8 protein-coding genes are annotated in these 10813 nt (G+C 57.6%); 5 read left to right on the top strand and 3 right to left on the bottom strand.

Annotated elements, in window-relative coordinates:
- From B1400_RS08115 to B1400_RS08105, 3 genes are all read left to right on the top strand, one after another.
- Positions 1 to 886: IS1249 family transposase (locus tag B1400_RS08115; protein ID WP_133064657.1), on the top strand; the 886-nt coding region annotated here is incomplete at its 5' end.
- Positions 887 to 953: 67 nt separating this feature from the next.
- The gene (locus B1400_RS08110; protein ID WP_095613910.1) at positions 954 to 2015 is read left to right on the top strand and encodes a DNA cytosine methyltransferase; all 1062 of its coding nucleotides are present in this window, start codon (positions 954 to 956) and stop codon (positions 2013 to 2015) included.
- Between the two features lies 1 nt (position 2016).
- Positions 2017 to 4095: a BbrUII/HgiDII family restriction enzyme gene (locus tag B1400_RS08105; protein ID WP_235607395.1), complete on the top strand. Its 2079-nt coding sequence runs from the start codon at positions 2017 to 2019 to the stop codon at positions 4093 to 4095.
- 308 nt (positions 4096 to 4403) lie between these two features.
- Here the strand turns inward: B1400_RS08105 and B1400_RS08100 are convergent, their stop codons facing one another.
- On the bottom strand, positions 4404 to 5615 hold the full coding sequence (locus B1400_RS08100) for a type II restriction endonuclease (protein WP_162288203.1): 1212 nt from the start codon (positions 5613 to 5615) through the stop codon (positions 4404 to 4406).
- Between the two features lie 46 nt (positions 5616 to 5661).
- Positions 5662 to 6630, bottom strand: coding sequence for a DNA (cytosine-5-)-methyltransferase (gene dcm / locus B1400_RS08095; RefSeq protein ID WP_327078509.1), 969 nt, complete (start codon positions 6628 to 6630; stop codon positions 5662 to 5664).
- A gap of 1067 nt (positions 6631 to 7697) precedes the next feature.
- Here dcm and B1400_RS09995 point away from each other — a divergent pair.
- Entirely contained in the window at positions 7698 to 7844 is a 147-nt protein-coding gene (locus tag B1400_RS09995; protein ID WP_235607394.1) for a hypothetical protein, read from the top strand.
- An 816-nt stretch (positions 7845 to 8660) separates the two neighbouring features.
- Here B1400_RS09995 and B1400_RS08085 read toward each other — a convergent pair.
- The gene (locus B1400_RS08085) at positions 8661 to 9488 is read right to left on the bottom strand and encodes a Cof-type HAD-IIB family hydrolase (protein ID WP_095613902.1); all 828 of its coding nucleotides are present in this window, start codon (positions 9486 to 9488) and stop codon (positions 8661 to 8663) included.
- A 283-nt stretch (positions 9489 to 9771) separates the two neighbouring features.
- Between B1400_RS08085 and B1400_RS08080 the strand changes: the two genes are divergently transcribed.
- The gene (locus B1400_RS08080; protein ID WP_095613901.1) at positions 9772 to 10803 is read left to right on the top strand and encodes a MetQ/NlpA family ABC transporter substrate-binding protein; all 1032 of its coding nucleotides are present in this window, start codon (positions 9772 to 9774) and stop codon (positions 10801 to 10803) included.
- Positions 10804 to 10813 lie beyond the last annotated feature (10 nt).

Below are 10813 nucleotides of genomic sequence, written 5' to 3'. Positions count from 1 at the left end.
CGGCGTGGTGCATCACGTGGTCGTGGCCGACGGCACCTACATGAACGGCTGGTGCCTGCTGACCGCGATCGACGCCAACGGCGGCGAGGTGCTCGCCTGGCAATGGTGCGAACGCGAGAGCACCGCCGCCTACAACGCCCTGTTCGCGCAGATCGCGCCGCCCGACGTGCTCGTATGCGACGGCATGAAGGGCATCCAAAGGGCCTGCGCCGAGAGCTGGCCGGGCACGCGCATCCAGCGATGCCTGATCCACATACAGCGCGACACCAGACAGGATCTGACCTGCCGGCCCCGCCTCGAGGCCGGCAGGGAACTCAAACGGCTCGCCGATGCGCTCACCCGCATCCACGACGCCGACCACGCCGCACGCTGGGGCGAGGCGCCCGACGCATGGCGCGAACGTTGGCGGCACATGCTCACCGAACGCACCTTCGCCCGCGAGCACCCCGACGACCCCAGGGCGGCCACGTCCAGAAGCGGCTGGTGGTGGACGCACCTGCGGCTGCGCCGCGCCTACTTCAGGCTCGAACGCCTCTTCCGCAACGGATCCCTGTTCTGCTTCCTCGAGCCCGAACTGCGCACGTACGGGCCGGTGCCGCGCGACGGCAACCGGCTCGAGGGCGGCCTCAACGCCGCGATCAAACGCATGCTGGTCAACCACCGCGGCATGCCCGAGAACCACATGCGCCGCGCCTGCGAATGGCTGTGCTACATGAAAAGCGCCAAACCCGACCCCGCCCGCATCCTCAAGGAACACGACCAGCATGCCGTCGGCACCGATACCGACAACGCCGATGACGAATCGACGACCCAGCCCACCCTCGGCAACGGCATCGACTGGAACGAATTCCACACCCGGACCCGCTATCCCAACGGCACCGACTAGAAGTCTAAATCAACACAAAATGACCTATATGCCTGTTTTGCCGACCTTGAAGGTTATAATTCCCTCTATGTGTAAGAGGAGCGAAATCGCAGCTATTGATCTGTTCTGTGGAACGGGCGGCCTGTCCTTGGGTTTGAAACAGGGCGGGATAAGGATTGTGGCGGGAATCGACAACGCTTCAGCCTGCTCATACCCGTATAGCCATAACATCAAAGCAAAGTTCATCGAGCGCTCTGTCTGCGATGTGAGAGGTGAAGATCTGAAGCGCTTGTGGGGACATGCAGAAGTTCGCCTCTTGGCCGGCTGCGCGCCATGTCAACCTTTTTCCTCACAGCGGCGCGGGGTGGACACATCGCACGAGAAAAGCTGGCCGCTGCTTAATGAGTTCGCGCGGCTTGTACAAGAGACTATGCCGGATTTCGTGACGATGGAGAACGTCCCGCGCGTCCAGTATTCACCTATCTTTGATGCATTCGTTGCCTGTCTGAAACAGACCGGCTATGATGTCACGTACCGTGTGTTGTTCGGCCCTGACTATGGCCTTCCGCAGAGACGTCGACGACTGGTACTGCTAGCTGCGCTAAACGACCATATTGAGATGCCGGAACCAACGGTAGACATAAAACATTATAGAACAGTATATGACGCTATCCATGATCTGCCGTCTTTGGGCGCGGGGCAGAAAGACGATAGTGATTCCATGCATTTCGCGCGAAATCTTTCACCTATCAATTTGAAACGCGCACATGCTTCCAAGCCGGGTGGGACGTGGGAAGACTGGCCGGAGGAGTTGCGAGTGCCCTGCCAGACTCGCGCTTCAGGCAAAACCTTCAAATCGTTCTATGGGAGGATGGAGTGGAACAAGCCATCTCCCACGATTACGACACAATCCTATAATCCTGGAGCTGGAAGATTCACTCATCCGGCGCAGGACCGTGCACTTACGCTTCGGGAGGCATCTCGCCTCCAAGGCTTTCCGGATTCGTTCGTGTTCACTGGGCCCTCGGAAAAGATCACGTTGAGCACCGTTGGCCGCCTGATAGGCAACGCCGTGCCTCCTGTGTTCGGCAAAGCCATAGCGCGGCAGTTCATCAAAACACTAGAGGATAGGAACAACAATAATGAGTGACATGTACACTTTGACGGTTGATATGGCGACCGTGGACTCGCTGGGACGGAACCTGTATTCCAATGCGGCGGCTGTGTTATCTGAATTCGTGGCCAATGCTTGGGACGCGGACGCGAATAACGTGAACATTGACTACAATCCGGATGAAGACTCCGGCAGCATCACCATCACTGATGACGGATGCGGTATGGATGCCGATACACTTAACTCTCGCTTCCTGACTGTTGGCTATCAAAAGAGGAAAAGGGAAGGTGACGAATCATGTCGCTTCCACAGGAAATACATGGGGCGCAAGGGGATCGGCAAGCTGTCAGCATTCTCTCTTGCAGATATTATGCGTGTCGAATCCAAAAAAGAAGGTGCAGACGCCCAAGGATTTACAATTGATGTCGCTAAATTGGATGAAGCGATCAAGAGTTCGGATCCAAATGAACGCCAATACCATCCAGTTCCCATTAGTCAAGACGGACTGACGTTGAATAACATTAAACATGGTACAAAACTAATTCTAACAAATCTCCGGAGGAAACGAATCGGCTTGACCTTGGATGCGTTGAGGCGGCGTATTGCTCGCCGGTTCGACGTACTTGATCTCGCTGATAGGAGCGAAAACGACGGTATGTTTCGTATCGTCATTAACGGGCAACCCGTTACATATGAGGATCGCGGAGATCTTCAACGGCTTGAGCATATCTGGTATCTGGGTGATTTCTCCCCCTCAGAAGGACAATTGAACAGCATAAAGGCTGAAGTACACCGTGTTGAGGATGTATCGTTTGACGGGCACCCTGACTGGAAACTATCAGGATGGATTGGAACGGTCCATAAACCAACCGATAGAGCCTTCGGCGATGATACTGAAAGCATGAAGAATATCATTGTGGTGGCGCGTAAACGCCCTATACAGGAGGGGTTGTTGGATCATTTAGACTTCAATAGGAATTTTGCTAGCTATGTTACAGGTCAGGTGCAGGCAGATTTTCTCGACGACTCCCAGCAGGATGACATCGCCACATCCGATAGGCAGCGACTGGTTGAGTCCGACGAACGAGTCAAGTCTTTCAACGAGAAGATGAAAGACATATTCAACCGTGCTTCTGACGAATGGTCCCGCGCGAGGAGCGACGCCAATACCAAGAGGCTGATGGCCGATATACCGGAGGTTGCCGCTTGGATTGACTCTTTGAGTGAAGGAATGAGGAAGCCCGCACGAGATCTGATTGATCGGGTTTCTCGTATCAACAGTATCCCAGAATCCGATCGCCGCTCGCTGTATCAGTCATCAATCATGGCTTTTACCCGATTGGTCCAACGGGGCGATATCAAGAAGTTGTGTCATGCAGGCGAGCTTTCGACCGAACAACTACTTGCTATATTGACCTCCTACAAAGACTACGAGAATATGGAATATGCGCAGGTCGTGCGCACGCGCCTCGAAGTGATAGACAAACTGGAAGGCATGTTGAAGACCAATGAGCTTGAAAATGCCACTCGTGACTTCGTCTCGGACAATCCTTGGCTTCTTGATCCATCATGGGAGCGTGCCACGCGCAACGTGGAGAAGGAAAGGGCATTCCGAACAATAGGCGCAGAAGAATATAATCTGGACTTTTCGTCAGATTCGGAGTCGAACAGCCGCGTGGATATTAAATACCTGACAGCTCCTGATCGCGAGACCATTGTAGAGTTTAAACGTTATGGTCGTGATATTAAGATAGAGGAGATACGAAAGCAGGTGCGGCGTTACGCAAATGCGATGACCCGAATTCTGGACAAGGACGATGCTCGGAATAACAGAGCCGAAGGAAGAAAGAATGAGGCCGGAATTGACGAGAGAGTCAACGTTCTCATCATCGTCAGACGGGTACTTGACGATGACGGCAATCCATTGTCTGCGAGAGAGGCGAACGTACATGTCGACATGTACCGGGCAAAATTCCTGTATTTCAGTGACATACTTACCCAGAGCCGCGAACGCTACCAAGAATTCGTCAAAGATGTTTCCCAAAAAGACTATGCCGGAGAAGCGATCCAAGCCATTGAATCCGCTGGTGGCACTGATATCTCTGAGAATATGTAACGGTATCGGTTCGCAGGCATTGAATACTCGCCCAAAAACCAAGATATATGACGGACAGACGCGTTGAAAACGCTCGTCTGATTCTCAACTGAATGACCTGAACTACACCTAGGCTGCAATTGCCGTGGCGTGCCCAAACGAACTGGCAAGGCGTAGTGCAATGGGATTACCCTCTAAACGAGAAGCCGAACGTGAGATTGCTTCCCGTGGATGGTAGTCCATCTCGGAACGGTTCCATGCGCAGACATACGTGTTAAGAGACTCGCTACCCCTGTGTTCACGTGTCCACGGTGTCACGGGAACACGAGTCAGTCTTGGGCGTTGTCTTTGACATATTCGATAAACCGTTTCACGGTCCAGATATCGGACCGATATTCCTTCGGATACGACGCGATGTAGGTCTTGGGAACTATGAGCCGCACATTGTCGGCCTTCATCTCCTCAAGCTGTTGCTTGCTGTTGCTTGGTTGCAGCGTTATCAGCCATTTTGGCTGGTCCTTCATGCGGCCAGCCTCGGAGAGGATCTGCCTCCATCGATCCTTGCACGTGGTTTTCGCTGCGAGCACGATCATGGTCTCCGGCTTCCTTGCTGGATCGTGGTAGGCAGCACCGGAGGGGAATATGAAATCTGGTTTCTTCCTTCCCTCGGTTATCACCTGCTCCTCGAATTGCAAATCGTTGGCCCGAAGGATGGCTCCAATCTGGTTCTCGAAACTCCGGCCAGCGCGTGACTTGCGGCTGTTGAGCAGCGAAAGCGCGATCTTCAGGAACGAATCAAGGTCGTCGAAACCGCCTTGAATGCTGAAGAGGTATTTCGCCTGTTCCATGTACCGGAACAGCGCGTATTCTACCCGGATGAACTCAACCAGCTTACGGTCTGGGTCCCGTGTGAGCTGTTCACTGTGGTTGTGGACGGCCTCCTGAATCTCTCTTGCCTTCCTCGATACGGTTTCGCTGTCTGGGAAGGGGTTCCCCTCGCCGAGTCTCAGTTCATCCACCCAGCAGCCGATAGCATCGGCCTCATCCTGCTCAAGCGAGTGTGTCTGGCCTTGGGCGAGGACGATCTGATTGAGATCAGCGGGGGAGAGTTGGAACGTCTCCAGATAACGGTCGGCGGCGTCGTCGCCGTCCAGTATGAATGCCCTGTAATCATCCTTGCCGGTGCGGGCCATGACGAACAGAGCGCCGGCCTGTTCGGGTGTAAGGAAGGGGAATCCGCGCCCGAAGCGAGTGATGCGCAGCTCCTTCTTGCTGGGATACCAAGTGAACGTGCTGGTTGTCTCTACGTTTTCGGGCCAGCGGATCGTGACCTCGCGTTTTGCGATCGAGCCGATGTCGTCTATGTCGTCGAACAACAGCGGCCATGCGCGTCGGCCGACAAGTATGCCGGCCTGATGGCCGCCGGTCAGGCCGGCGTCGTTTGCGGAAAGGAATTTCACGAATGCGCTGCCCGTTCTGCGGGTCTCCGCTATGGCCTTGTCGGTGGGGTCCTCGTCATCTTTGTACAGTGTTCCCGTCATGCGGACAATGGTACAGTACAGGCGCGCCCGCGCCATATACCGATGGTCAGCGTTCCGTGAGGAGGAAGGGTTTCATGGCTCCTCCGATCGCGTAGATGACGGGCACGGCGACCGAGTTGCCGAACTGGCGGTAGGCCTGCGTGTCCGACACGGGGATCTGGAACGTGTCTGGGTATCCCATGAGTCTCGCGCACTCGCGTGGTGTCAGGCGGCGCGGGTTTATGCCGTCGCCCTGCCATAGGAGGATTTCGGAACCGTCTTTGTGATAGCGTGCGCTCAGAGTGCGCGTGTGGTCGGATTCTGGCGTGACCATGCCATAGCCGAAGCCGTTGCCGGCTTTCTCGTGCTTTTCCCGGTAGCGTTGCAGATAATCCCAGAGCTTGTCCGACAACGTGTATTTCGGATCCACATCCGGTTCGAGGATGCTTCCTACGTTTCCGTGGCCGATGGGCTTCACGTCGTCGAACGTGAACGGAACATCGTCCCGGAAACCGACGATGTAGGTGCGCTCGCGGTGCTGGGGTACGAACCCAGCCGCGTCAATGATCCGGTACTGGACGTGGTAGCCTAGATCCTCGGTCAGTACCGAATAGATGATCTGGAACGTGCGCCCCCGGTCGTGGGAGAGGAGGTTCTTCACGTTCTCCAGCAGGAACGCTCGGGGCTGCTTGGCCTTGATAATACGGGCCACGTCGAAGAATAGGGTACCCTGCGTCTTGTCCTCGAACCCGGTGGGCCTTCCCAGACTCTGCTTCTTCGAAACGCCGGCTAAGCTGAACGGCTGGCACGGGAAGCCCGCGAGGATCAGATCACAGTCCGGCATCTCGTCCTCGTCAATCTTCGTGATGTCGCCAGCTACAGGGAACTCGTCATGCCAGTTAGCTTCGTAGGTCTGCACGCTGAACTTGTTCCACTCGCTAGAAAACACACATTGTGCCTCGTTTCCGATGGCTTGGGCTATACCCATGCGGATACCGCCGATGCCAGCGAACAGGTCAGCGAAGCGGATCGTCATTATGTTCCTCTCTTTCGGTCGAACTCCAAGGTAGCGCGCCCCCGGACAGCGCAAACGTGATGTGCCCGCCCGTGTCCTCTGCCGCGCGGAATGTCGCGGCCCGATGCCATGCCGAGAGCATACCGCAGTCTGGGCCGTCAGCGTCAACGCTCGGCACGATGATCAGATTCCCTCCGTCGTCGGTGAAGTGTTCTGTTCCAAAGTCGAACCGCTCCTTGGGCACCACAAGGTCTGTGGTTAGTGCCGAGGGCACTGCCGGTTGCACTCTAATCGCTTCGCTAGCCACGTGGTCGTCAGGCCCATGCGCTCCCGGAGCGTCTTGAACTCCGCAGGGCTGAGGGGAGCTTCCCATTCCATACTTCCTCCATAACGGTCGGCGGTCCAGTGACAAACGACTTCCGTGAACCCGATGGCATTGCCGAATCATCGCTATGCTAAGTGCTCGGCGCTGGTTACGCATTAGATCACGAGGTTCTGCAGTCGCGGCTCACCTCCGATATCAATGGCTTCGGCTGCGCACTACATCGCTTTCTGACCCTTGCCAATCTACCACAGTCGGTAGGCGCGCATGGTCTCCCGTTGTCTAAAAGGAAGTGCAACACCCAGTAGATTGGTAATTGTCAAGAAAACCAGTCCGGAGGGATGACGCACCTATGGGAGCAGTGTATTTGCACCTGCCAGAAGGGGACGGCAGGCCATCTGGATCGAGATCGGCGATGGCACCAACGTGCGGCCGGTTGGCGCGATGCTCGGGCGCGGCGCGCCGACCATCAGCAGGGAGATCAAGCGCAACACGTGGTTCGCATCCAACGGGAGCTGGTCGTACCGGCCGTACTGGCCGAAACGCTTGAAGACGGGTCCGTGGACTGGCCGCTATTACATTGCCGGCCTCGCACAGCGCAAGGCCAACCGGCGTAGGATGAAGTCGCGCAAACTGCATCGTCTTTCGCACAGGCGTCTGTGAGCGCAGGAGGTCGATGGCAGGGGCGTGTTCAGACATGGGGAGGCGGACAGCGTCATCAAGGCCGGCACTGCACACTGGGGTCGAAAAGAAAGCCCGGTTCCTCATGGTGTGCATCGTCCCGGACAAGAGCGCCGACGCCAGCATCGCCGCCCAGTCGGAGATGTTCCGTGCGCTGCCTGCCGCCGCTAGAATCAGCGTCACGCACGACAACGGCACCGGGTCCGCGCACCACGCGCGGCTGCGCGAGTAACCGGGCATGGCCGCGTACTTCGCGCCGACACCCATACGCCAGTTGGCAGCGGACGAGCAACGAGGACCGCAACGGCCTGATATGCCGCTATCTTCCCAAACACTGCCCAATCGAGATGAACATGGCACGTGAGGTGCAGCAGATCATTGACGAAACCGACAACCGGTCCGTGCGCGTGCTTGGATACCGCACGACCGTTGAAGCCCTCGTCAACGAACTGCTACATTCGCAAGCCTGACCGCGGTGTTGCACTTTTCGTTTAGACAACGGGTTCCAACTTTGAAACCTACTTAACGTGGTATGAGGGGATTCGCCATCAACTTCAATAGCCTCGATCGCACTCTCTTTGCAAAAAGTTTTTGACGACACGTTCGCTGATGCGAACATGGCCTTCCTGACTGATGATTGCTTTTAGCGGGGTAACGGAACGTTGTGAAGTTGTCCGGTGTCTCGTGGAGTACTGGGGGCAGGTCGCATATATCTGTGTTCGCATCGGCGGTGTCTCCGACTCCAGTGGCTTACACTACCGTTTTCTGCGGCTTGCCGTCTTCGCTTCACAAAGTTCGACGGCATTCTCTCTGTGTGGTTTTTCGGTGATATAGGTTGGCGTGGTCAATCCTTTCCATGAGGTGCAAGGAGCGCGACTCAATGTAATTTATATGCTTTTACTTATATACAAATTATTCCGTGTAAGTATATGAGCATTGCCTGCTGTACGGACGGAGTGTCGGGTGCTGTATGATGCATCTCTCCCGTACTTTTGTTCGGTGAGTATCCTATGAATCAGGCCAACCATGCGTTGAAAATAATGTAATTTCAGATGAGGTGGAAACGCCGCAGCGCGTGCGCGACGCCGTCGTCGTCGACGTCTTGCGTGACATAGTCGGCGGCGGCCTTCGCCTCGTCGGTGCCGTTGCCCATCGCGACGCCGACATGCGCGTACCGCAGCATGTCCACGTCGTTGCCGCCGTCGCCGAACGCCATCGACTCTTCGCGTGTGAGCCCCGCGTCGGCGAGGAGCGCCTCCATGCCGCGGTCCTTGCCGCCGGAGGCGGGGATGAGGTCGACGAACGCGGGATGCCAACGCACGCCGCGCACGGCCGGGCATGCGCCGACGATCTCACGTTCCCCGTCGACGTCCACATAGGGGCTGATCTGGTAGATGGGGTGGTCGTCGATGCGCGTGTGCGGGTCGACGAAGCGCACGCGCGGCGCCGTCTTGCCGAGCGACTTCCACATCGCGCGCATCTGTGCGGAATCATGGTTGAAATACGTCGTATCGCGCTCGGCGAACACGGCGGACACGTCGGGGTGCGCGTCGAGCCATGCGACGATGCGGCGCACATCACCCCGATCGATCGGCACATCGGATACGACGGTGCCGTCCGGCCTCCAGCACAACTGCCCGTTGACGCCGGCGACGCCATCGAACGACACAGGGATCGAGTCGAGGACGACCTTCATCTGCTCAGGCGAACGCCCTGTGCAGATGAAGGTCCTTATACCCTTGCCGCGCAGCGCGGCAAGCGCGTCGAGCGTCGAACGCGGCACGGCATGCGTCGCGAAGCTCGTCAGGGTGCCGTCGATGTCGAAGAACACGGCGCGTATGCGATGGCCATCCGAGGGGAGCGGTGAAGTCGTCATGGTGGCAATCCTACCGTGGGTCCATCTCACGAAACGGACACGACGGCGGCGGCCTCGGCGGCGCACGGCGGAACACGACGGTGGGGAAGGCCCATCATCATGGCCCGCGAACACCGTCTATAAACGGAAACGATAACGAAAGGTGCGATCGAGGTCCTGAACGGTCGTATCCTTGAACACGTCGCACAACCGGACGTCCACAGCGGGCAGCGGGACGCCACGGTGTGCAGGACCACCACGATGGGGAAACGACAGACCAGTCACCACAAACAACGGAGAGCAGATGAGCCAGAACAACACGAACGAACCGGGCAAGGCACCGGAGCTCAACACCGACGAACCGGTGCGCGTCAACCATACGGCGCGCAACATCATCATCGCGGTCCTCGTCGTCCTGCTCGTCACGGCGGGCGTCTTCTTCGGCTTCCACCAGGCGAACAAAGGCAACGGCGGTGCGGCGGCGAGCGCCGAGACGAAGGGCACGAAGGACAACCCGGTCAAGATCGGCGTCGTCGGCGCGACCGACCCCCAGTGGGTCGAATTCAAGAAGCAGGCCGAGGCGAAGGGCGTCTACGTGGACATCGTGGACTTCCAGGACTACACGAGCGAGAACCCGGCGCTCGACGCCGGCGACCTCGACATGAACGAGTTCCAGCATCTGCTGTATCTGGCCAACTACAACGTGCAGAACAACAAGAACCTGCAGCCGCTCGGCGGCGTGGCGATCTACCCGCTCGGCGTCTACTCCTCCTTCGACAAGGACGGCAAGCCGAAGTACACCGACATCAAGGACCTGCCGGCCGGCTCGACGGTCGCGATTCCGAACGACGAGACGAACCAGGCGCGCGCGATCGGCGTGCTCAAGGCCGCCGGCGTCGTCACGCTCAAGGGCGACTGGACGGCGTTCACGATTCCGCAGGACATCGACGAGGCGAAGTCGAAGGTCAAGGTCGTGCCGATGAAGGCCGAGCAGATCGCAAACACACTCAAGTCGGGCGGCGACGACCTGTCCGCCGGCGTCATCAACAACGACTACGTCGCCGACGCCGGCCTCGACCCGACCGACGCGATCTACCATGACGACGCAGAATCTGAGGAGTCGCGCCCCTACATCAACATCTTCGCCGTGCGAGCCGACGACGTGGACAACGCCGTGTACCGCAAGTGCGTCGAGATCTACCAGACGAAGCCGGTGCTCGACGCGCTGCAGGAGGAGTCGGCAGGCACCGCCGTGTTCGCAGACAAGTTCTCGCAGACCGAACTGGCGAAGTACCTGACCGACATCGAATCGGACATCCGCGCGAGCGGCAAGTGAGCCCTTCGCC

The organism is Bifidobacterium italicum, from assembly GCF_002286915.1.
GTDB lineage: Bacteria > Actinomycetota > Actinomycetes > Actinomycetales > Bifidobacteriaceae > Bifidobacterium > Bifidobacterium italicum.
This window is presented reverse-complemented; position numbering and strand designations above follow the sequence as displayed.

What these genes read in the sequence shown, in the direction of transcription:
- B1400_RS08100 (WP_162288203.1), bottom strand. Translation starts at nt 5,615, where the DNA reads ATGACGGGAACACTGTACAAAGATGACGAGGACCCCACCGACAAGGCC.
- B1400_RS09995 (WP_235607394.1), top strand. Translation starts at nt 7,698, where the DNA reads ATGGTGTGCATCGTCCCGGACAAGAGCGCCGACGCCAGCATCGCCGCC.
- B1400_RS08105 (WP_235607395.1), top strand. Translation starts at nt 2,017, where the DNA reads ATGTACACTTTGACGGTTGATATGGCGACCGTGGACTCGCTGGGACGG.
- B1400_RS08080 (WP_095613901.1), top strand. Translation starts at nt 9,772, where the DNA reads ATGAGCCAGAACAACACGAACGAACCGGGCAAGGCACCGGAGCTCAAC.
- B1400_RS08085 (WP_095613902.1), bottom strand. Translation starts at nt 9,488, where the DNA reads ATGACGACTTCACCGCTCCCCTCGGATGGCCATCGCATACGCGCCGTG.
- B1400_RS08110 (WP_095613910.1), top strand. Translation starts at nt 954, where the DNA reads ATGTGTAAGAGGAGCGAAATCGCAGCTATTGATCTGTTCTGTGGAACG.
- dcm (WP_327078509.1), bottom strand. Translation starts at nt 6,630, where the DNA reads ATGACGATCCGCTTCGCTGACCTGTTCGCTGGCATCGGCGGTATCCGC.